This window comes from Yoonia sp. BS5-3 (genome assembly GCF_038069655.2).
Classification (GTDB): Bacteria; Pseudomonadota; Alphaproteobacteria; order Rhodobacterales; family Rhodobacteraceae; genus Yoonia; species Yoonia phaeophyticola.
Window position 1 is genome coordinate 661,588 of the sequence record NZ_CP150951.2, and the last position, 21,723, is coordinate 683,310.

Below are 21,723 nucleotides of genomic sequence, written 5' to 3' on the forward strand. Positions count from 1 at the left end.
ATTGACCGAGACAACCCGGAAAATTCAAACTCCGCCGATTGTCGGCGATGCCGCCCCCCGCGTTTATGACCGTGGCAGCCTGACGTATTCGGGTAGCTTTGACAGCGCCTTTAAGCGCAATGTGATCAAGACCATCGAGTGGTTCACGGGTAAGATTCACATTATCCGCATGATCCGCAAGTTCGAGAAAAAGGGTAAAATCCGCGGCCAGGCCTTTTGGCGCGAGGCGCTTGATGTGATGAAAATCGATTTGATCACGCCGCAGACCCAGATTGACAATATCCCCAAAACCGGCCCTGTCGTTCTTGTGGCCAATCATCCTCATGGGATGGTTGACGGCATGGTCATCGCTGATCTGGTCGGCCGCGCCCGAACAGATTACAGGATCCTGACACGCGCCTTTCTGACCGATATTGACCCGGATGCGGGCAAATTCATGATCCCTGTCCCTTTCCCTTATGAGGAAAACGCGCAGGCCAAAATGGTCGAGATGCGCAAGAAAGCCATGGATCATCTGGCCGAGGGGGGAATGGTCGCGCTTTTTCCATCCGGGGTTGTGGCTTCGTCCAACACCATGTTTGGCCCCGTTATCGAAGATGAATGGAATCTCTTTACCGCAAAGATGATCCGCAAATCTGGCGCCCGCGTCGTACCCTGCTTTTTTCCGGGGTCCAATTCACGTTGGTACCAGATCGCCAATCAGCTGTCGCCAACACTGCGGCAAAGTCTGTTGATCCATGAAATCGTAAACGCCTGCGGCAAGCCGCAAAAACCGGTTGTTGGAAAAGCTTTTGATGAGGATGAAATCAAAGAGCGCTTGACCGACCCCCGCAATTTCATGGCTTGGCTGCGCGAACAGACGCTTGCTTTGAAAGACGGCTAGCGCTGCTGTCTGGCATAGGCGATCAGGCTTTTGGTAAGCCCCGCCAACCCCGCTTTGTTTTGCCGCGGAACCTGCCAGTACAGCGGTGTCTCAAGCGTCACTTCAGGCCGCAAACGCAGTAATGCCCCACTTTCAAATAATGGTTGCACCAGCGGCAATGGATTTACAGCCCAGCCTAGCCCGACACGTGCAGCTTCGGTGATCCCTTGGGTCGATGGGACGTAATGGGTCGGCAAAGCTGGGATAGACTGCCCGGCTACGTTTGAGGCCCAGGTTAGCTGCAGACGGTCCTTGCGATTAAATGTTAACGCAGGTGCCTGCTGCAACGTATCCGCTGTGATACCAGCGGCGAAATATGTGGCGACGAATGCAGGGGATGCAAAGGCCGCATAGCGCAATGGGCCCAGCGGGATCACATCGCAGCCTGTCAGCGCAGATTTGCGGGATGTCACGGCAGCTGCGACTTCTCCCCTAACCAGAAGATCCGCAGAGTGGTCCTGATCATCGATCACCAGATCGTAAAATAACCCCTTCTCCTTGGGTAACGCGGGTAGAACCCAGCTTGCCAAGGTATCGGCCGTTACGGCAATCCGAACTGGCCGGTCCAACCGGCCGGGGGATTGCCCCATTTCCAGGGTGATATCCCTTTCTAGCAAGTTCAACGTTTCGGCATGGGCCTGCAGCCGCAACCCCGCTTCGGTGGCTGTCGCAGGCCGTGTCCGCCGTACCAAAATCGTACCGATCTGATCCTCTAACTTTTTGATCCGTTGCGAGATTGCGGATTGCGACACGTTCAACCGCGCCGCTGCCAGCTCAAATGAGCCGCTATCCAAAACAGCCGCCAAAGCAGCAAGAGAGGCACGATCAAACATAAGCAATTCTTATAGCATATCATGAAAACGCGTTAGTCTTATATTCTTACTCCTGTTAGCAACCTCTTAAAAGAACACTGAGAGGCCACTGATGTTACAGGCTTTTGCCGCTGGTTTTGCGCTATCGATGTCATTGATCCTGGCCATTGGGGCGCAGAATGCCTTTGTTCTGCGTCAAGGCTTACGCCGCGCTCATGTGGGGCCCGTTATCGCGTTGTGCTGCTTGTCAGAGGCTATTTTGATCTTCAGCGGTGTTGCCGGATTCGGCGTGATCACCAAGGCAGCCCCTTGGGCGCTTGAGGTGATGCGCTGGGGTGGGGCTGTCTTTTTGGTCATCTATGGCTTGCGATCTTTGCGCGCCGCCTTCGCGAATACAGAGGCCCTGACGACTGAAGGGGGGGCCGTACAAAGCCTGCGCACGGCGCTGATCACCACATTGATACTGACCTGGGCGAACCCGCATGTCTATCTTGATACCGTCGGATTGATCGGAGCTGTTTCAACCACTTACGAGGCAGGGCGATGGTTTTTTGGCGCTGGCGCGCTGAGCGCATCATGCGTGTTTTTCTGCGTTCTTGGATATGGCGCACGTATGTTGGCGCCATTTTTTGCAAAGCCAAAAGCATGGGCCTGGCTTGACGGCTTTGTCGGCATCACAATGCTGATATTAGCGACGAAGTTGGCGCTGGGTGCCTAGCGCGTCGGCACCGGCTCATCCCCGCGATAATCATAGAAGCCACGCTGGGTTTTACGGCCCAGCCAACCGGCCTCGACATATTTGGTCAGCAGTGGGCAAGGGCGGTATTTGGTATCCGCCAAGCCGTCATGCAGCACGTTCATAATAGCCAGACAGGTATCCAGCCCGATGAAATCAGCCAAGGCCAGCGGGCCCATCGGATGGTTCGCACCCAGCTTAAGTGACGTATCAATCGACTGCACCGAACCCACGCCTTCATAAAGGGTGTAGATCGCCTCGTTGATCATCGGCATCAGGATCCGGTTCACGATAAAGGCGGGGAAATCCTCGGCCGTTGCAGATGTTTTGCCCAAACGTTCAACAACGCCATGGCAGGCTTTGAACGTGGCCTCGTCCGTCGCAATGCCGCGGATCAATTCGACCAGCTGCATGATCGGCACTGGGTTCATGAAATGAAACCCCATGAATTTTTCAGGGCGATCAGTTCGCGAGGCCAGACGGGTGATGGAAATTGATGAAGTATTCGAGGTCAGGATTGTATCCGGTTTCAGATGCGGAACCAGTTCCTCAAAGATAGCGGTTTTGATCTTTTCACGCTCGGTCGCAGCTTCGATGATAAGATCAGTCCGCCCTAAATCCGTCAGCGTCTGCGTTGTTGCAATACGGCGCATAGCCTCAGATTTGTCGGCTTCGGTGATTTGCTCTTTCTTGACCTGACGTTCAAGATTGCGGTCGATCAGTTTGACAGCCGTCTCTAACGCGTCGGCGCTGATATCGGTCATCAGAACATCATATCCGGCAGCGGCAAAGACATGTGCAATCCCATTGCCCATTTGCCCGGCGCCCACAATTCCCACACGCGCGATTGTCATACTTTTTCCCCTTTGATCTTTGCGCAGCATAGGCCTGCGCAGGGGGCAGCTTCAAGTCGCAGGAACGTCGAAAAATTTAGACGAATGCCATCGTTAGCGAATTCGCAAATGATTTCGACGAATCTGCCATTGCGCGCTGAAATGCAAAAGGTGGGATCTATGAAACAAGAAGCAATCGAAACGGGCGATCTGTCCTATTCTCCATGTCGCTATGGGGCTTCGCGAATGCTGTTTCGAGGGCCGCGGCGGCGGCTAGACCGACCTTATATGGCTTTTATCGGCGGCACTGAAACCTATGGCAAATTCATCGAAAAACCATTTCCGGTACTGGTCGAAAAGGCCATGCGCCAGACTTGCGTCAATTTCGGCTGTGTGAACGGCGGTATTGATGTTTTTGTTAATGATCCGACGATCATGGAAATTTGCAATGGGGCGGATATCACAGTTGTCCAGGTGATGGGCGCAAATAACCTGTCGAACAGGTTCTATTCCGTCCACCCGCGGCGCAATGACAGATTCTTAAAGGCCTCAACCGTGCTGCAGGCGATTTATCATGATGTTGATTTCTCACAGTTCTCATTCACCCGCCACATGTTGGGCGATTTGCATGCAAAGTCGCTAGAACGGTTTGATACGGTGGTGGAGGAGCTTCGGCAGGCCTGGGTCGCACGCATGCGCAACATGCTTGGCCAAATCGGGCCACGGTCTATCTTGCTTTGGTTTTCGGAGGAGGAAATGAACGACTTGCATTGGTCCGAACGGGCCGGCCAATTGCAATCAGACCCGTTGTTTATCACCGCATCAATGATCGACGAATTACGCCCTTTGGTGATGGATGTCGTTCAGGCAAACCCATCGGCGGAATCTTTGGGCGAAGGCACCGCAGGGATGTTCTTTCCCCCCTCGCAAGAGGCTGCAGCGAGTGAAATGTTGGGCGCCGCCTGCCATGTGGATGCAAGTGCGGCCTTGATCCCATCGATTCGCGAAAACCTTTATTCGCTCTAACGAATAAGGCCCGCACGAAATGCGGGCCTTCGTTCAAAAGATGCGTATCAGATCAGAGCTTACCTGTCAGCTCCGGAACCGCATCAAACAGATCAGCAACCAGACCAAAATCTGCCACCTGGAAAATCGGGGCTTCTTCGTCTTTGTTGATCGCCACGATGATCTTACTGTCTTTCATGCCCGCAAGGTGCTGGATTGCACCGGAAATCCCGACTGCGACGTAAAGATCAGGCGCAACAACCTTACCGGTTTGGCCAACTTGCCAGTCATTGGGGGCATAACCGCTATCGACCGCAGCGCGCGACGCGCCAACAGCGGCGTTCAGCTTATCTGCCAGCTTTTCGATCAGGGCGAAGTCTTCTTCCGACCCTACGCCGCGCCCGCCAGAGACGACAACACCTGCCGATGTCAGTTCGGGTCGGTCGGATTCGGCAACTTTGTCTTCGACCCATTCGGACAGGCCTGGATCACCAGCCGCGCCAATGGCTTCAACCGCAGCAGAGCCACCCATACCAGCAGCGTCAAAACCAGCGGTACGGACAGTCAGCACTTTTTTGCCATCCGCTGATTTCACGGTTTGAATAGCGTTGCCCGCATAGATCGGACGCTCAAAGGTGTCCGCATCAACAACTTTGGTCACCTCAGAGACGATCATCACATCAAGTAAAGCCGCCACGCGGGGCATCACATTCTTGGCGTCTGTTGTCCCAGGGGCGGCGATATGCGTGTAATCACCAGCAAGCGAGACAATCAAATCTGCGGTCGGCTCGGCCAAACGGTGACCGAGGGCCGCATCTTCGGCACATAGTACCTTTGCGACACCATCAATCTTGGCCGCTTCATCCGCAGCAGCCTTGGCGGACGCGCCGGCGCAAAGCACAGTCACATCGCCCAGCGCTGCCACGGCACTGACAGCTTTTGCTGTCGCATCAACCGACAGGGCACCGTCGCTTACTTCACCAATCAGAAGAACAGCCATTACACAGCCCCCGCTTCTTTAAGTTTCTCGACCAGTTCATCCACTGAGCCAACGATAATCCCAGCCTTGCGGCTTTCAGGTTCGGACGTACCGACCACACTAAGGCGCGGTGTGAAATCAACGCCGTAATCTGCCGGTGTCTTTTCGTCCAAAGGCTTTTTCTTGGCCTTCATGATGTTGGGCAAGGATGCATAACGCGGCTCATTCAAGCGCAGATCAACAGAGATAATGGTCGGCATCTTGACCTTGATGGTTTGCAAACCGCCATCAACCTCGCGGGTGACTGTGGCGCTGTCACCATCCAGATCGACCTCGGACGCGAATGTGGCCTGCGACCAACCCAGCAATGCCGATAGCATTTGGCCGGTAGCATTCATGTCATTGTCGATGGCTTGCTTGCCGCACAACACCAGCTGCGGATCTTCTTCCTTGACGATAGCAGCCAAGATTTTTGCCACGGCCAAAGGTTCGATATCCGTATGCACATCATCTGCCGCAACGACCAAAATGGCGCGGTCCGCACCCATGGCGAGCGCAGTACGCAATGTTTCCTGAGCCTGTTTGACACCAATCGAAACGGCAATAACCTCTTCCACCTTACCTGCTTCACGCAGGCGAATGGCCTCTTCGACGGCAATCTCGTCGAACGGGTTCATGGACATTTTGACATTAGCGAGATCAACACCGGAGCCATCCGCTTTCACGCGGACCTTCACGTTGTAGTCGATCACGCGCTTGACGGGTACGAGGACCTTCATCTGCGTTTCTCTCCCAAGAAATTGATATTTTCCGTTCTCCTGCCGTTGTTAGCGCGGGTGATGGAATGAAAACAGTGCAAAATCGACGCGCATGGGTCTGCGGACGCCACGTTCCGGACGTGCACGTCAATTCAGCGTTACAAACCGGGCTGTCTTCTAAGGGTCACGGCCCAGCGGTAGAACGTCGCAATGGGCGCATCAAAAACCGGTGACCCGCCAAACCCGGCTTGACAGGCCCCCATCAATTGACCTGACTAAGGGCGGTGCAACATTGGGGGACTTCGAAGATGATCAGAAATCGCGCTGCGGCGCTAGCGCTTTGCGCATTTGCCGGGCCCGGAATGGCCGATGTCACAATCAGTCACGGTTATGCTGTGTTCGGAGACCTTAAATATGGCCCCGATTTCACCCATTTCGATTATGCCAACCCCGATGCGCCCCAGGGCGGAACGATGGCCCAGCGCCAGCTTTACGGCACGCCCACTTTCAACAGCATGAATATCTTCATCATCAAAGGCGATCCGGCCTCTGAGATCAGCCATCACGTCTATGACAGCCTGATGGCACGCGCCTATGACGAGCCGGACGCGCTTTATGGGTTGATTGCCGAAACAATCGAATACCCCGACGATCTGTCATATGTGACGTTCAACATGCGCCCCGAGGCCCGGTTTCACGACGATGAACCCATCACCGCCCAAGACGTCATCTTTACGATCAACGCACTGAAAACCGATGGGCATCCCTATTATCGCAACCTGCTTGCCGATGTGACGGAGATGACCGCAGAGACCGACCACCGGGTCCGCATCGCGTTGGCCCCCGGAGCTGGAAACGCCTTTATCGGCAGTCTGGCGCAGCTTGCGATCCTGCCCGCCCATTTCTACGATAATGTCCCTTTCGACGATACATGGATGGATACGCCCATCGGCTCTGGCCCCTATCTGGTTGAGACCGTCGATGCCCCGCGCAGCATCACATTTTGCAAAGACCCCGATTATTGGGCTGCCGATCTGCCGGTCAACGCGGGCCGAAATAATTTCGAATGCTACGCCTATGAATATTTCGTCGATGACACCGTCGGGCTGGAAGCATTTGCAGCCGGTGAATACGCGATGCGGGTTGAGTATCGGTCATCCTCATGGGCGACGGGATATAATTTCCCGGCTGCACAAAGCGGCTGGGTCAAACAGATCATGATCCCCGATGCCCAGCCAGGGAACGCGTACGGCATTTGGATCAACATGCGCAAGCCAGCCCTGCAAGACGCCCGAGTCCGCCTGGCCCTGCAATATGCGTTCAATTTCGAATGGACGAATGAGACGCTGTTTTACCAGACCTATGATCAATCCGACAGTTTCTTTGAAAACACCGATATGCAAGCCGAAGGCATCCCCGAAGGCGCAGAGCTGGCGCTCTTGGAAGAGTTTCGCGATCAACTGCCACCCGAGATTTTCACCCAGCCCGCCTTTGTACCCTATGCGGGCGGCCCTAACCCGCGTGATCGCAGCGGATTGCGTGAAGCATCGCGCCTGCTGGACGAAGCAGGGTGGATAGCAGGTGATGACGGGATGCGCCGAAATGCAGCGGGCGAAGTATTAACCCTGCGCCTGCCCGATGACAGCCGCGGTCTGGAACGAGTCATCGTGCCCTTTATCGAGAACCTGAAAAGCATCGGCATCGACGCCGAATTTGAGTTTCTCGACCCCAGCACCATGAGCGAGCGGCGCCAAACCTATGACTTTGATCTAAACGCGGCCGCATGGCAGGTCTCGGTCACGCCCGGCGCGGATCTACGGGCCTTTTATGGCGCAGCGGCCGCAGCCGCCGAGGGCAGCAATAATCTAAGCGGAATCGCAGACCCCGTCGTTGACGCATTGATCGAACGCGCAACCGAGGCCGAAACGCGCGAAGACCTGGTCATCACCATCCGGGCGCTCGACCGTGTGCTGCGGTCCAAGAATATCTGGATCAGCGGCTGGACCTTGGCGGCGCACCGGGTTGCGATCTGGGACATCTTCGGCATGCCCGACCGGCCCGCCCCATATGATTTCAACCGGGGCGTGGATTTCTGGTGGTTTGATCAAGGCAAATATGATGCGCTGGTCGCAGCCGGCGCGCTAGAGGACAAATTCTAGAGCCCCGTCCGCTGCAAAATGGCGGGCTAGGCTTCGCCCTTAGCGGTTGGCGCCCGGCACCCAAAGTACATCGCGCTTGCCATTCTCATTCGCAATTCGCGAAGCCTGAAAGAACCAGTCCGACAGACGGTTCAGATATTTCACCGCCGCTGGATTGACTGCCTCCATCGTGGCCAGTTCAACCGAAAGCCGCTCGGCCCGACGTGAAATCGTCCGGCAGAGATGCAGATGGGCCGCCAATGGCGAGCCACCTGGCAAAATGAAGCTACGCAAAGGCTCAACCTGTTTAGTCATCGCATCAATCTGGGTTTCCAGACGCGTGACTTGCGTATCGGCCATGCGCAAAACGGGATATTCGGCCTCGGCGTCTTTTTCCATATCTGGGCGGCACAGATCGGCGCCGAGATCGAATAGATCATTCTGGATCATAGCCAATTGGGCGTCCATTTCATCTGTCGCATGCAGGCGCGCAAGACCAACGGTCGCGTTGGTTTCATCTACCGTTCCATAGGCATTCACACGCAGCGCATGTTTGGCCACGCGCGCGCCATTGCCTAGCGCCGTTTCCCCCGCGTCACCGGTTTTGGTGTAAATCTTGTTCAAAACGACCATGCTCTATCCCCCGTTGCCACGCAAAACGACAAAAAGCACGATCATCACAACTGCAAATAACTGCGCACCGATCCGCCAGCGCATGATCTTATTGGCATATTTGCGATTGAACGCGCCGCCTTTGCCGAAGGTGCCAATCCCTGCCATCAAGATCACCAACACCGCAGCGACCGATAGCAGCATGAACCAAAAAAGCGGGTCGTTTGTCATCTATTACGGTCCTTCAATTATCCGCCCTTGGCCATGTAGCAGCCATGGTGGCGAAGGAAAGCCCCTACGCTTTCAATATCACCTTATCCAGCAAACGCGTGGAAAGGATCCGGCGCAAGAACCCCATCAAATACGTAGGTGTGGTCACATAATAGCGCGGTTTCGGCCGGGAAGAGGTCAGCGCATGCAGCAGCTTTTTGGTGACTGCCTCAGCGGGTAATTCAAACTGATCTGGACCACGATCCTCATAAAGGCGGCCCATGACCTCTTGATACTCATCCTTTCGGGCCGAGCCTTTCCAATCGATCCATTTTTCGAAATGCGGGATTGCATTTTGGCGAATTTTCGACGTGACCGGCCCCGGTTCGATCAAGATCACCTTGATCGGCGTATTGGCCATCTCAACCCGAAGCACATCCGTCAGCCCCTCAAGCGCGAATTTGGTTGAGACGTAAGCCCCGCGCCATTTCATCGCGACAAACCCCAAAACGGATGAGCAATTAATGATCCGCCCATGCCCCTGCGTGCGCATAACCGGGATGACCAGCCGGGTCAGTTCATGCCAACCAAAAAGATTGGTTTCAAAAATGGCCCGCAGCGCGTCGGTGGGCAGATCTTCAACTGCGCCGGGGCAGGCATAGGCCCCATTATTGTAAAGCGCATCAAGTGTTCCGCCAGTGGCCTCGAGCACCTCAGCCAGTCCGTTTACGATCGTATCCGCATCCGCATAGTCTATCAGCGGGCTTTCAAACCCTTCCGATTGCAAACGCGCGCAGTCTTCGGCCTTGCGGCAGCTGGCAAACACACGCCATCCGGCATTGCGCAGCCCATAGGCAGCATCAAGGCCAATGCCCGAAGATGCGCCCGTGATAAGGATTGATTTCTGGGTCATAGGCCCTGTCTGCACCGCATCCGGCGATCACGCAAGTCGTGGACGCTATAGGTCAACCTTATCCGGCAAGCCTTCGCCATTGTTCCACCAGCGATTGGGATTACCGCTTTTGGGATCATAGGCAGCGCGGCTCGCCCAGTCTTCGCGCAGGAATATCACCGGCTCTTCATAGTGATGCGCACCGATGAGCGCGTCCATCACTCGTTCAAGTATTTCCACCTGACGCGGGATAGAGATTTTCAGTTCAACCATCGGATAAGTTTCTGTGGCCCCGGCGGCAAAATCTTTAACATGTGTTGTCGTGGTCGATCCGGTCTGTGGTTGTGCGGTTTCCTTGCCTATTGCCGAAACGCTCGCATTTCGCTGGTAGCGCCCATAGCTGAGCGAATAGACCTGCATGACAGCATCAAGAAGTCTGTCAACATCCCGCGGAAGCGTCTGAATCTCCAAGGTCCAAACGGGTTCAAGCCGACCTGAAGCCGCCTGATATTCTGATAACCCTGCCATCTGTCTGTCACCCTTCCAAACCCCTGGCGTTACCAATTGCGCCGCAGCCTATGCCTTGAACGGTGCCATCCCCGCCCGTGCCAGTTCATCTGCCCGTTCGTTTTCGGGATGACCGGCGTGACCCTTAACCCATTCCCAGCTTACATCATGACGCCCCACGGCCGCATCTAATCTGCGCCATAGGTCTTCATTCTTGACCGGCTTTTTCGCTGCCGTCTTCCAGCCGCGCTTTTTCCAGCCATGGATCCAGGATGTAATCCCATCTTTGACGTAAGAACTGTCAGTCACAATGGTCAGCGCTGTTGGTCGCTTAAGCGTTTCAAGCGCGGTGATCGCGGCCAGCAATTCCATGCGGTTATTCGTTGTATCAGGCTCGCCGCCCTTTAGCGCGCGTTCTTTGAGAACCTGATCACCGTCGCGGGCAATCAGCAAGGCGCCCCAGCCGCCCGGGCCGGGGTTTCCCGAACAAGCACCATCCGTATACGCAAAAAGTTCAGGCATCAGGGTCTTTCCAGCCGCGCATCAAGACAAACGGATCAAGTGTCCCCGCCATCCCTTTTTCACGGCCCTCTTGGGTAAAGGTGATTTCAAAACCAGCCGCCTGCAACAGGCCAGTCAGCTCCGCGACACCCACATAGGTGTAAAGCCGATCAATGTCATCCCGATGCGTGCCGGTCCCGGTTTTCATGCCGATATGAAGAATACCGCCAGGCACCAGTGCTTTGTGGATCGCCACAAGATAGCGGGGGAATTCGGCACGGGGCGCATGTAAAAGGCTGAAATTGGCCCAAACACCCGCATAGCGCGCCACCCCGCTGATATCATCAAAGGTCCCCAGGCGCGCATTGATGTCATAGGTTTCATTGGCCAGATCAACCATGGCCTGGGCTGCATCAACCGGATCAGGCAACAGCCCGGCAGCGCGCATATGGGCAGACGCCGCCGCCGGCCCGCAGCCCAAATCCAGCACAGCGCCCCCTTTCGGGATCAGATCAATGAACGCCTGCAAACTAGCATCGGGGCCGTCTGTATTCACCAGCTTGATGTAATCGGCCGCCTTGGCGTTGTAGGTCGCGATTGTCTTTGGATCAGCCATTTAGAAGACCGCCGGAAGCAAACAAAGCACGACAATTGTTGTCAGCAACACCCGCAAGTGCATCCACCATCGCGGGGCGAGGCCGAAGCTCCAGAAATGCCAATCAAGCAGCAAAAGCCCCAAAAAGCCCGCGATCAAGTTCATTGCGGCCGCGGTCGGTCCGCCGCCGACCATGAAGAAAACCCAAAGGGCAGGGATGACCGACAGAACATAACCGGCATGGGCCACCCGCCCTTCGGCCTTGGTCGCAAAGCCCCACAGCACGCCCGACATGAACGCCAGGATTACCGTGCCGTAGGACAAACCAACAAAGGGGCCGACAAAACGCCCACCCAGCTGTTGCAGCGCCCATTCACCCAGCCCAGGGATCAACATGGTCAACGCGCCCCAGACAAAAGGGGTCAACCCGGCCAAGCCAAGGGCGAGGGGAATGAAGGGAATGGCTTTCATGCTTTTTCGAAGGCCAGACGCAGGCCAAGTGCAGCAAAAATTCCGGCAAAGGACCGGTTCAACCATTGCATGATACGGGCGCTGCGCAATAAGCGGGCCCGGGCGAAGGCGGCAAAGACGCCGTAAAGCACGAAGATCACGAATGTCAGCGCCATGAACACCGCCCCGAGCAAGATCATCTCGGATGTAACAGTGCCTGGGTTGCCACTGAGAAACGGCGGTAAAAGCGCCAGAAAGAAAATCGACAGTTTTGGGTTCAGCACATTAATCAGCGCGCCGCGTTGCGCGATTTTGATCATCGATTGAGGCACAGCATCAGGTCTAACGGCTAGCAGCCCATCGGATTTCAGCGCTTGCCAGGCCAGATAGAGCAGATAGGCCACGCCCGCGAATTTCACGACCTGGAAAAGCAGCGCACTGGTATGCAGCACCGCAGCAAGCCCCAGCGTTGCCGCAGCCAAATGCGGCACAATCCCCAATGTGCACCCAGCAGCAGCCGCAATGGCAGCGCGCCTGCCCTGCCCCAACCCAAGCGCGAGGGTGTAAATCACGCCCGTGCCTGGCGCTATACAGACCACAAAGGCGGTTAGAAGAAACTGCAAACTGATCATAGGCGCGATCATCGACCAAGGAATGGCGGCTGTCCACCGCCATTCTTGTGCCAGGGCTTTCCCGGGCTATTGCTGCTCGGGCACAAGAATTTCGCGTTTGCCCACATGGTTGGCGCTGCTGACAACACCCTCTTCCTCCATCTGCTCAACGAGACGCGCGGCCTTGTTGTAGCCAATGGCAAGCTTGCGCTGGATATAACTCGTCGAACATTTGCGATCTTTGATCACAATCGCCACAGCCGTGTCGTAAAGCGCATTTTCGCTATCCGACCCGTCGCCCAGCCCTAGAACCAGGTCAATATTGCTTTCAGCATCGTCAGAGGGCCCCTCAACAACGCCAGACATGTATTCGGGCGGGCCAAATGCCTTCAGATGGTTGACGATTTCCTCGACCTCTTCATCACTGACAAAGGGGCCGTGCACGCGGGTGATCTTGGATCCGCCCGCCATATAAAGCATGTCACCCATGCCCAAAAGCTGCTCGGCGCCCATTTCGCCCAAGATGGTGCGGCTATCAATTTTTGAGGTCACCTGAAACGAAATCCGGGTCGGGAAGTTCGCCTTGACCGTCCCGGTGATCACATCCACCGATGGGCGCTGGGTGGCCATGATCAGGTGGATCCCCGACGCACGAGCCATCTGCGCCAAACGCTGAATACAGGCCTCGATTTCCTTACCAGCCACCATCATCAGGTCGGCCATCTCATCAACGACTACGACGATATATGGCAGCAGTTCGGGCTGGAATTCTTCGGTTTCAAAGATAGGATCGCCCGTTTCATCGTCAAAACCGGTTTGCACGGTGCGGCTGAACATCTCATTCTTGGCCAGAGCGTCTTTGACGCGGCCGTTGTAACCATCAATATTCCGCACGCCCATTTTGGACATTTTGCGATAGCGCTCTTCCATCTCACCGACGACCCATTTCAGGGCAACCACCGCCTTTTTCGGGTCGGTCACAACAGGGGACAGAAGATGGGGGATACCGTCATAGACGCTCAGTTCCAGCATCTTCGGATCGATCATGATCATGCGGCATTCTTCCGGCGACAGCTTGTAAAGCAGCGATAGGATCATCGTATTGATCGCGACCGATTTACCCGAACCGGTGGTCCCGGCAATCAATAGGTGAGGCATCTTGGCCAGGTTGGCCACAATCGGCTCTCCGCCAATATCCTTGCCCAGCGCCAATGGCAGCTTGTGGTTGCCATCGCCAAAATCGCGATGGGACAGGATTTCGCGCAGCACAACTTTTTCGCGGTTCTCATTAGGCAATTCGATCCCGATCACTGTCCGACCAGGCACGGTGGAAACGCGGGCCGCAAGAGCCGACATCGAGCGGGCGATATCATCCGATAGGCCAATCACGCGGCTGGCTTTTAGACCGGGCGCAGGCTCAAGCTCATACATGGTGACGACGGGGCCGGGGCGGACACTGACGATCTCACCTTTGACGCCATAATCATCCAGTACGCTTTCCAGCATGCGCGCGTTTTCTTCCAAGGCTTCATCGCTCAGATGATGACGCTGGATATCAATCGGATTGGTCAGCAGGCCAAGCGGAGGATTCTCATAATCGGCATATTTTTCCTCAAACTTCAACGCAGGCTGGGCCTCGGCCTTGGCCTGACGGGACGGCTGTGGCGCGCGTTTGGGAGGATGCTGGACAACGCTGCGCGGCTCGGGCGCCGTCGGCATCGCAGGCACATGCGGCGCAGGGATTGGCATATGCGGTTGGGCCATCACCTCTGCCTCGGGTGCGGCGGTAACTTTGGGGGCCATAGCTGCTGCAATCGCCGCAGGAATGCGCAAGCCAGGGGTCGCAGCGGGTGCTTCGTCTGCGACCACTTCTTCTTCCGGCTCGATCACAGGATCTGCGTCAAACACCAGCGGTTTCGGACCGCGGCCTGCGGTCAGGGCAGGTTCAATGCGTACACCGGTCGGCGATGGTGCTGGCGTGCGGTTCTTGATCGCATCTGCAATGCGCGCGCTGACACGGTCAGGGCTGCTGGTTTCAGCCTGGGTATCCGCAGGCAGTTCAGCAGTCACAAGTTCAGGCTCGGGCATCGGGTCGCTACGTTTCAGCAAACCAGACAAGAACCCACCGGATTGCGGTTCAGGCGGGGCTGCGCGGGCGGGCGCCGCGAGGGGCGGCGCAGGCGGCATCTTTGGCGCAGGGGCGCGAGGCATGATGGGTGCCGCAGCGGGTGCGGCTGTGTCAGCGGCCAAGGGCGGCGGGCTTGTGGGCATAATCGGGTTTGACCGAACAACTGCGGCAGCGCGGGCCTTTACATCAGCCTTTGGTGATGGAGGAAATGGCGCGATTTCCATGGCTGAGGTTTCGGCGGATGCGGTACGGGCCTCAGCCGCTTCGGCACGCCGGGCCTGCATGGTGGCGTTCATACCCTGGGCAGCTTGGGCAGACAGGGCTGCGCCTTTACCCACTACACGCAGCAGCAGCGCATAAAGCATCACGGTGCCCAACATCAGGAACCGGCCTGCCTGACGCAGCTCTGGGCGGGTGAAGCCCAATACAAATGCCATGATCGTCAGAACGGCGGCAAAGGACAAAAGCGACAGCAGTTTGACGCCGAAACTGGTGCCAAAGGGGACGATCGTCAGGATGACACCAAGAACAGTGTCACCGAAAAGACCGCCCAAACCAAAATTTGCAGGCCATGCGGGCGCAGGGCTGAGTGTCGCGGCATAAACGGAACCCAACACAATCGCGACGGGTGCAAAGATCAGACGACTGATCGCGCGTTCTTGCCCGTTATGCAAGATAAACCGAGTGCCCCAAGTCAGCAGAACCAGTGGCACGATCCAAATGCCCTTCCCGACTATCATCATGACGGGGGCCGCAATCGATGCGCCGAAATGGCCGAGCCAGTTTTGGACGGGTGCATCTGTTGCAGAAATCCAACTGGGATCATCAGGCGAATAGCTTCCCATCATCGCCGCAATTAAAAGCCCGGCGACAGCCAAGGCGATACCGAATAATTCGCGCCCGCGTTTTTCAATCGCGGCCTGGGTGGTGCTGTCCAAAAGCGGATCGCGCTGCCGTGTTTGATATGATGCCATGACCTTGTTCCTCAACCGTACAGACAGTCGCGGATCAGAGTCAGACCGCGCTGCATTTCTTGTGTTGGGGCCACCATGGCGACCCGAATATACTTTTTACCTGGATTTTCGCCGGCAACATCACGGCTCAGATAAGCGCCGGGCAACACCCGGACGCCGGTTTCCTGCCACAGCTTGACCGTGGCCGCTTCGCCATCTTCAATCGGCAACCACAGGAAAAACCCGGCCTGCGGGGAGTGGTAGCCATCGATATGGCCCAGAATATCATCGGCGATTTCATATTTGCGGTGATAGAGGGCGCGGTTCTCATCCACATGCGCCTCATCATTCCAGACAGCGGTGGCGACAGCCTGCAACGGCTCGGGCAAAGGGGTACCGGCAAAAGCACGCAACTGACGGATGCGGGCGATGGACTTGGGGCCACCGGCGCAAAAGCCAGACCGGAGCCCGGGCAAGTTCGACCGTTTGGACAAGGAATGAAAGATCACGACCCGCTCAGGATCAGCACCCATCTCATGGGCAATCTGCAAGGCGCCGGGCGGGGGCACATCACGGTAAATCTCGGAATAGCATTCATCCGCAAAAACGATGAAATCATGCTTCTCGGCCAAAGTGATCAGCGCACGCCAATAGGCCGCATCGGCCACAGCCCCCTGCGGGTTGGCGGGCGAACAGATATAGGCAATCGCGGTGCGATCCAAAACATCCGCAGACAAGGCATGGAAGTCCGGCAAATGACCTGTGGCTTCGGTCGCAGGCACAAACACCGGCTCCGCCCCCACCGACAAAGCGGCAACAGCATAGACCGGATAAAACGGGTTCGGGGTCAGGATCAGCGGCTGACCATTCTTGCGCTCAGGGCAAAGCGCCATGGCCGCATTATAGAGGCCTTCGCGGGTGCCGTTCAGGGTCAATATCTGATCGGTCGGGATATCGACACCATAGCGGCGCTGCAAAAAGCCACCAATGGCCACCAGCAGATCAGACACGCCGTTGTTGTCAGGATATTTGGCAAAACCCTGCAGGTTGGCCGCCAAAAGGTCGCCCACAAACGCAGGGAACGCATGGCGCGGTTCGCCAATGGTCATATTAACTGTCTCGGTCGCCACCGTCGGCACATCCAAAAGCGCACGTAAACGTGGCCACGTTGCCGCCGGGAGGTCCGAAAACCGCTCGGGAAAGTCCATAACTGCCTCAATACGCGGGATCATTTCGCCCCGCTTTCGCCTAAACTAGCCTGACGCGGGGTGGTCTGTCCAGAATAAGGCGCAGCGGCAGGTGATATTGTGGCTTTTGGGTCAGTCCTTTGCCGCCATCACGGTGTATTTGACATAAACCTAAGACATCGCTTTTCGCGTTCGATCAAAGAAAGCGGCCGCGAACAAGCGATCTGAATTTATGGCGGAATGGTTTAAGGCTCGCAACGCTCGCGGCAGATATACCAATACCGCACGCGCTGCGCCGTGCCCGTCTGCCCCAAGCGGTCATGCAGGAGCGCAAAGGCGACCTGTCCCAATGGCCGGCCTTCCATATCTCCGTGGATCATGCGCCGCCCTTGCCAGATGACCATTTCCAGCTCTTGGGCCAGCGCCTCTTGATCGGCAAAGAAACGTCGCCAAGAGGATGTCTGCGCGCGGGCATTGGCGATGATTTCGCGCCCAATCCGATTTGCCAGACCGCTCTGCGGCCCCAGTTGCGCAAGCTCGTCCCAGGCCGCAAAACCCGCCAGCCCGAGATGATCACGATGGTAAAGGCCCAGCGTTTCAGGCAAAGGTGTAAACTTGCCAGTCAATGGGTCAGGCAACGTCATACCGCGCCGATAGGCCCGTTGTTTGACCCGATATCCCATCCAAGAAATCGTGCCGACACTCCCCATCCAATTCCGGAAATCGGCTGTCAAAAAGGCGCCAGTTCTGATCGACAAGGGCAGATCCCGCGACACCCTTGCGCTGGTCCAGAACGAATCACCGTTTGTTTGCAATGGGATATCATCGGCCAGCGCAATCACGACGCGCGGGGCTGGCAAGGACAAAGCCACCATAACAAGACGGTACCCTAGTGTTCCATCGCGGGCCCAAGCGGCCTCTAACAGCTCTTGACGCCGCGGCCATAACGACATGATTTCGGGCACTATTTCCGCTGCATCATCATCACGCCCAAGGGCCACAAGGCGCAGAAAGGCTGCGGTTGTCAGCCCGCGCTGTTCGTCTGGATAAGCGTCACGCTGACGGGCAAAATGCAACAAGTCATCGGCGGAAAGCACATTGAGCAAACGGATCGTGTCCCGATGCAATGGCACATCGGCATTGATATCGACCAATGCGCCCACCGATCCGGCCCGATAACTGGCGCCCGCATTCAACCAACTGTCAAACCGTGGATCATCCGCAAGGCGACGCAAATCATCGGCGGACAGATGGGACCACATCGGGTTCCAGCCATAGTACAGTCCTGATATCTCGATCTTGGCCAGTTCAACGGCCGCCTGCTGGCGCAATATTGCGGGTAGATAATGCAACGTGTCAACGGCATGTGGTTCGGCACGCCAGGATGCGATCGCAAATCGTTCCTGCTCATACCGGGCAATGGCAAACGCCGCATATTCTGCATCTGTTGCATCACATGCGCCTACCTGCGTGCCAAGCGCGCTAACATGAGCCTCGGCCTGGCTAAAAACCGTTCTTAATTCGGGTGAAAGATACGCCATATGCCGCCGGTCTTCACGCATATGCATCACGGCCAAAAGCCATGGCAAACTTGTTTTGTCTTGATAGCGCTGCAGTGCGTGAACCAAAAGGCCACGCATCGCTGCGCTGCGCCCATCCCGAAAACCAGACTGCAGCCCCCAAGAAATCGTGTGTGGCCGGGCCGAGGCGGCCTGGATCGTCAAAAGCCAATCAAGCACGTCATCATGGGCAAACAGGGCGATAACCCGTTCTGTTTCCGTCAGATGCGGTGCATCGGGGGTCAACCACCATCCGGGAAAAGGACCAATGGTGGTGTAGACATTCAGCAGAACCTCGCTATCGGTCTGCCCCTCTGGCGTCACTTTGCGAAAATCGGGATCGCGCATCCGGGCCAAAGACCGGGCCAAAACCGCTGAAACGGATGTCGGTGGCGGGTCAAGAAACGCGAGGCCCCGATCGGCAGGCTCCATCAACCCTGCGTCAGGAAGCCCCATCATCAGCCGATAAAGCGACAGGGTTGGCCCCAAGCTTTCGTAATTCATCCCACCCGAATACAGCGTTCCGTATTTCGAATAGGCCGCATCAATCAGCGCGGCGGGGGCCGCATAACGGCCGTCACAGACATCGGCCGATACAACCTGCGACCAGAGCGCGCATATGATAGTCAGAACAGACCGCATGTTTTAACTCTGATCAGGCCAAAGCCCGCTCTGCCGCGGTGCAAAGGCGCAGCAAAGCGGCCTCGGCCCCGGTTTGGCCGTTAAACATTATCCCACATGAGGGCACGCCCGTGGGCAAAGTGACCGAACAAAGGTTCAGCAAATTGGCCACCCGCGTATTGCGAAGCGCCAAAAGATTTTCCGATTTGTAATAATCATCATCATCCAACAGGCGTTGCGCATGAGGCGGCAAGATCGGGGCGGTCGGCATGATCACAGCGTCAAACTGCGCGGTCTCAGTGGCGTATTGCTTGCGGATATCGCGCAGCATATTCCAGCCCGCGCAGTAATCCGGCCCGCTGACCGTTTGCCCGCCGCGCACCCGCTCTAGAATCTGGGGAAACATCTTTTCGGGATGTGCCTCCACCAGATTGCGCCACCAGCCATAGCTATCCGCCGCATAAAGATTGCCGGCAACATTGAATGCATCAAAAAGCTGCGCAAAATACCGGTGTTCGACAATAGCGCCTGCTGCCTGCAAGCGCTCAACCGCGCTTTGAAAACCCGCACGCGGTGCATCCCGCACCTCGTCGGGAACAATTGTATCCAGCACCATCAGCCGGACGCCCTGCAACGTGGTGCCCGCTGTATCAACCGGGCGGGAGCCCTCAAGTGCCGCAAGCAGAAGCGTGGCGTCCTCAACTGACCGGCACAGCGGGCCGACCGTATCAAAGGTCAGGCAAAGCGGCACGACCCCTTCCAATGACAGCCGCCCATGGGTGGTTTTCAGACCGACCAGATCATTCCAGGCTGAAGGTATCCGCACCGATCCGCCCGTATCCGAACCGATACCTGCTGCAGCCAGTCCAAATGCAACTGAAGCCCCCGCCCCCGACGATGACCCACCGGGCACCGCTTCAGGGTCGTTCACACAAGGGGGCGTCGCTGTGATCGGGTTCAGGCCCAGGCCCGAAAATGCGATCTCTGACATATGGGTTTTCCCGAGGCAGACCAGCCCAGCGGTTGTCGCGGCTTCTAGCACATAGGCATCGCGCTCCGGTACTCGGCCGGCCATCAGCGCGGTACCCGCCTCGGTCCCGATACCCGCAGTGTCAAAAAGGTCTTTCCACGACACAGGCACACCATCAAGCGGCCCACGCCGCATCCCCGCCTTTGCACGGTCAGCCGCGGACGCAGCCTCGGCCCGCGCGCGATCACGGGTGACACGCGCATAGATACGATCACGGTGTTCATGGGCATCAATGGCCGCGAGATAAACCTCGGTCAACGCGGCCGGATCGATCTGCCCTGCCCCAATCGCACGGCCCAAATCCGCTGCGGTCATCCAACGCCAGTCTTGCATCATGTCCCTCCTGATTGCAGGGCGACGGTAGCGGCCATTGCGCGCATGGACAATCCCGCGCAGAGGCGCATATTGCGGGACATGAAGACGGATTTGATTATCGTGGGTGGTGGCCTGAACGGGCCGGCCCTAGCCTTGGCCGCTGCGCAAGCAGGCTTTACCGTAACGCTGATTGATAAGCTAACCGTCGACAGGCGGAAGAAACCGGGGTTTGACGGGCGGTCATACGCCTTAGCGCTTGCCTCAATGCGGCTTCTGCGGGGCATCGGGATTTGGGACATGCTGGCCGAACAGGCCCAGCCGATGCTGGAAATCAAAGTCTCAGACGGGCGCGCTGGCGAAGGAGCCAGCCCGTGGATGATGCATTTTGACCATGCCGAGATCGAAGAAGGCCCAATGGGATACATGGTCGAGGACCGGCATCTGCGGCGCGCCTTTTTGGATGCGATAGCGGCTGAAAAGAAGATCACGCATCTGGCAGGCCAGGCTGTGACGGCGCAGACGTGCGATGCGGCCAGTGTCACTGTCACTTTGGACAATGACAAAAAGATCGTGGGCCGCGTTCTGATCGGCTCTGATGGGCGGCAAAGCGGAACCGCAAGCCGGGCCGGGATCAAACGCACAGGTTGGGGGTACGGCCAAACCGCCGTGGTCTGCGCTGTCGCCCATGAGCAGCCACACGGAGGCATCGCCCATCAGTTCTTTATGCCGGGTGGACCACTTGCGATTTTGCCGCTGACGGGTAATCGCAGTTCTCTTGTTTGGAGCGAGACCGAAGACCGCGCTGCGACGCTTGCAGCAATGAATGACACCGATTTCCTGACCGCGTTGCGCCCGGCCTTTGGCGACTTTCTTGGCGAAATTAGCTTAACCGGCGCGCGGTTCACCTATCCGCTGGGGCTATCGCTGGCGCAGCGTTTTGTCGCAGATCGGGTCGCTCTGATTGGCGATGCAGCGCACGGGGTGCATCCGATCGCAGGGCAAGGGCTGAATGCCGGTCTGCGCGATGTGGCTGCGCTGACTGAGGTTTTATATGAGGCCCGATCCCGCGGGGAAGACATCGGCAGCGCCCAGGCCTTGGCGCGCTATGAACAATGGCGCCGTTTTGATACAACCACCTTGGCCGTGGCGACAGATACGTTCAATCGTCTGTTTTCAAATGATAACCCGTTTTTGCGGGCAGCGCGCGATATCGGCATGGGGATCGTGAATGCAGCGCCAAGCCTGCGGCGCGGCTTCATCCGCGAAGCCGCCGGGCTGACCGGTGATCTGCCGACGCTCATGCAGTGATAGCGGGGCGAAGGAATTTCGCGAAATTCCTTCTTCCGGCCCCATCAATACGCAGCGGATA

The 21,723-nt window shown here is 57.0% G+C and carries 21 protein-coding genes; 5 read left to right on the top strand and 16 right to left on the bottom strand.

Annotated features, from left to right (window positions below):
* The first annotated feature begins 1 nt into the window (after position 1).
* A complete protein-coding gene (locus AABB29_RS03480; RefSeq protein WP_373636776.1) occupies positions 2 to 883 on the top strand; it encodes a lysophospholipid acyltransferase family protein in 882 nt (293 codons plus the stop codon).
* Here the strand turns inward: AABB29_RS03480 and AABB29_RS03485 are convergent.
* Positions 880 to 1,755 (bottom strand): LysR family transcriptional regulator ArgP, encoded by an 876-nt coding sequence (locus AABB29_RS03485; RefSeq protein ID WP_341368269.1) that lies wholly within the window; start codon positions 1,753 to 1,755, stop codon positions 880 to 882. The two genes, AABB29_RS03480 and AABB29_RS03485, sit on opposite strands and share 4 nt — an antisense overlap.
* Before the next feature lie 91 nt (positions 1,756 to 1,846).
* On the opposite strand from AABB29_RS03485, the gene AABB29_RS03490 reads away from it, so the two are divergent.
* A complete protein-coding gene (locus AABB29_RS03490; RefSeq protein WP_373636777.1) occupies positions 1,847 to 2,452 on the top strand; it encodes a LysE/ArgO family amino acid transporter in 606 nt (201 codons plus the stop codon).
* Here AABB29_RS03490 and AABB29_RS03495 read toward each other — a convergent pair.
* Positions 2,449 to 3,324: a 3-hydroxybutyryl-CoA dehydrogenase gene (locus AABB29_RS03495; protein ID WP_341368268.1), complete on the bottom strand. Its 876-nt coding sequence runs from the start codon at positions 3,322 to 3,324 to the stop codon at positions 2,449 to 2,451. The genes AABB29_RS03490 and AABB29_RS03495 overlap by 4 nt on opposite strands.
* A 159-nt stretch (positions 3,325 to 3,483) precedes the next feature.
* Here AABB29_RS03495 and AABB29_RS03500 point away from each other — a divergent pair, with 159 nt between their 5' ends.
* The gene (locus tag AABB29_RS03500) at positions 3,484 to 4,329 is read left to right on the top strand and encodes a DUF6473 family protein (protein WP_373636778.1); all 846 of its coding nucleotides are present in this window, start codon (positions 3,484 to 3,486) and stop codon (positions 4,327 to 4,329) included.
* Positions 4,330 to 4,381: 52 nt separating this feature from the next.
* On the opposite strand, the gene AABB29_RS03505 is transcribed toward AABB29_RS03500, so the two are convergent.
* The gene (locus AABB29_RS03505) at positions 4,382 to 5,308 is read right to left on the bottom strand and encodes an FAD-binding protein (RefSeq protein WP_341368266.1); all 927 of its coding nucleotides are present in this window, start codon (positions 5,306 to 5,308) and stop codon (positions 4,382 to 4,384) included.
* Positions 5,308 to 6,066 carry an electron transfer flavoprotein subunit beta/FixA family protein gene (locus tag AABB29_RS03510; RefSeq protein ID WP_341368265.1) on the bottom strand — a complete coding sequence of 253 codons (759 nt, stop codon included), beginning with the start codon at positions 6,064 to 6,066 and terminating at the stop codon, positions 5,308 to 5,310. Before AABB29_RS03510 ends, AABB29_RS03505 begins: the two co-directional genes overlap by 1 nt.
* Before the next feature lie 287 nt (positions 6,067 to 6,353).
* Between AABB29_RS03510 and AABB29_RS03515 the strand changes: the two genes are divergently transcribed.
* Positions 6,354 to 8,204 (top strand): extracellular solute-binding protein, encoded by a 1,851-nt coding sequence (locus AABB29_RS03515; RefSeq protein ID WP_341368264.1) that lies wholly within the window; start codon positions 6,354 to 6,356, stop codon positions 8,202 to 8,204.
* Positions 8,205 to 8,243: 39 nt separating this feature from the next.
* Here the strand turns inward: AABB29_RS03515 and AABB29_RS03520 are convergent, their stop codons facing one another.
* The 12 genes from AABB29_RS03520 to AABB29_RS03575 form a co-directional block, all read right to left on the bottom strand.
* The gene (locus tag AABB29_RS03520; protein ID WP_341368263.1) at positions 8,244 to 8,816 is read right to left on the bottom strand and encodes a cob(I)yrinic acid a,c-diamide adenosyltransferase; all 573 of its coding nucleotides are present in this window, start codon (positions 8,814 to 8,816) and stop codon (positions 8,244 to 8,246) included.
* A gap of 3 nt (positions 8,817 to 8,819) precedes the next feature.
* Positions 8,820 to 9,026 (bottom strand): twin transmembrane helix small protein, encoded by a 207-nt coding sequence (locus AABB29_RS03525; RefSeq protein ID WP_341368262.1) that lies wholly within the window; start codon positions 9,024 to 9,026, stop codon positions 8,820 to 8,822.
* 64 nt (positions 9,027 to 9,090) lie between these two features.
* Positions 9,091 to 9,918, bottom strand: coding sequence for an SDR family NAD(P)-dependent oxidoreductase (locus tag AABB29_RS03530; RefSeq protein WP_341368261.1), 828 nt, complete (start codon positions 9,916 to 9,918; stop codon positions 9,091 to 9,093).
* A gap of 45 nt (positions 9,919 to 9,963) precedes the next feature.
* Positions 9,964 to 10,425 carry a hypothetical protein gene (locus tag AABB29_RS03535; RefSeq protein WP_341368260.1) on the bottom strand — a complete coding sequence of 154 codons (462 nt, stop codon included), beginning with the start codon at positions 10,423 to 10,425 and terminating at the stop codon, positions 9,964 to 9,966.
* Positions 10,426 to 10,473: 48 nt separating this feature from the next.
* On the bottom strand, positions 10,474 to 10,926 hold the full coding sequence (gene rnhA / locus AABB29_RS03540) for a ribonuclease HI (protein WP_341368259.1): 453 nt from the start codon (positions 10,924 to 10,926) through the stop codon (positions 10,474 to 10,476).
* Entirely contained in the window at positions 10,919 to 11,521 is a 603-nt protein-coding gene (locus tag AABB29_RS03545; RefSeq protein WP_341368258.1) for a class I SAM-dependent methyltransferase, read from the bottom strand. Before AABB29_RS03545 ends, rnhA begins: the two co-directional genes overlap by 8 nt.
* The gene (locus AABB29_RS03550) at positions 11,522 to 11,971 is read right to left on the bottom strand and encodes a DUF3429 domain-containing protein (protein ID WP_341368257.1); all 450 of its coding nucleotides are present in this window, start codon (positions 11,969 to 11,971) and stop codon (positions 11,522 to 11,524) included.
* Positions 11,968 to 12,582, bottom strand: a complete 615-nt coding sequence (locus tag AABB29_RS03555) for a LysE family translocator (protein WP_341368256.1) — start codon at positions 12,580 to 12,582, stop codon at positions 11,968 to 11,970. The genes AABB29_RS03550 and AABB29_RS03555 overlap by 4 nt, the downstream gene beginning before the upstream one ends.
* A gap of 66 nt (positions 12,583 to 12,648) precedes the next feature.
* Positions 12,649 to 15,663 (bottom strand): DNA translocase FtsK 4TM domain-containing protein, encoded by a 3,015-nt coding sequence (locus AABB29_RS03560; RefSeq protein ID WP_341368255.1) that lies wholly within the window; start codon positions 15,661 to 15,663, stop codon positions 12,649 to 12,651.
* An 11-nt stretch (positions 15,664 to 15,674) separates the two neighbouring features.
* Positions 15,675 to 16,850: an aminotransferase class I/II-fold pyridoxal phosphate-dependent enzyme gene (locus AABB29_RS03565; protein ID WP_341369008.1), complete on the bottom strand. Its 1,176-nt coding sequence runs from the start codon at positions 16,848 to 16,850 to the stop codon at positions 15,675 to 15,677.
* A gap of 224 nt (positions 16,851 to 17,074) precedes the next feature.
* On the bottom strand, positions 17,075 to 19,030 hold the full coding sequence (locus AABB29_RS03570; protein WP_341368254.1) for a hypothetical protein: 1,956 nt from the start codon (positions 19,028 to 19,030) through the stop codon (positions 17,075 to 17,077).
* A gap of 13 nt (positions 19,031 to 19,043) precedes the next feature.
* Positions 19,044 to 20,372, bottom strand: a complete 1,329-nt coding sequence (locus AABB29_RS03575; protein ID WP_341369007.1) for an amidase family protein — start codon at positions 20,370 to 20,372, stop codon at positions 19,044 to 19,046.
* A gap of 45 nt (positions 20,373 to 20,417) precedes the next feature.
* On the opposite strand from AABB29_RS03575, the gene AABB29_RS03580 reads away from it, so the two are divergent.
* On the top strand, positions 20,418 to 21,662 hold the full coding sequence (locus AABB29_RS03580) for a UbiH/UbiF/VisC/COQ6 family ubiquinone biosynthesis hydroxylase (protein WP_341368253.1): 1,245 nt from the start codon (positions 20,418 to 20,420) through the stop codon (positions 21,660 to 21,662).
* Positions 21,663 to 21,723: the final 61 nt, after the last annotated feature.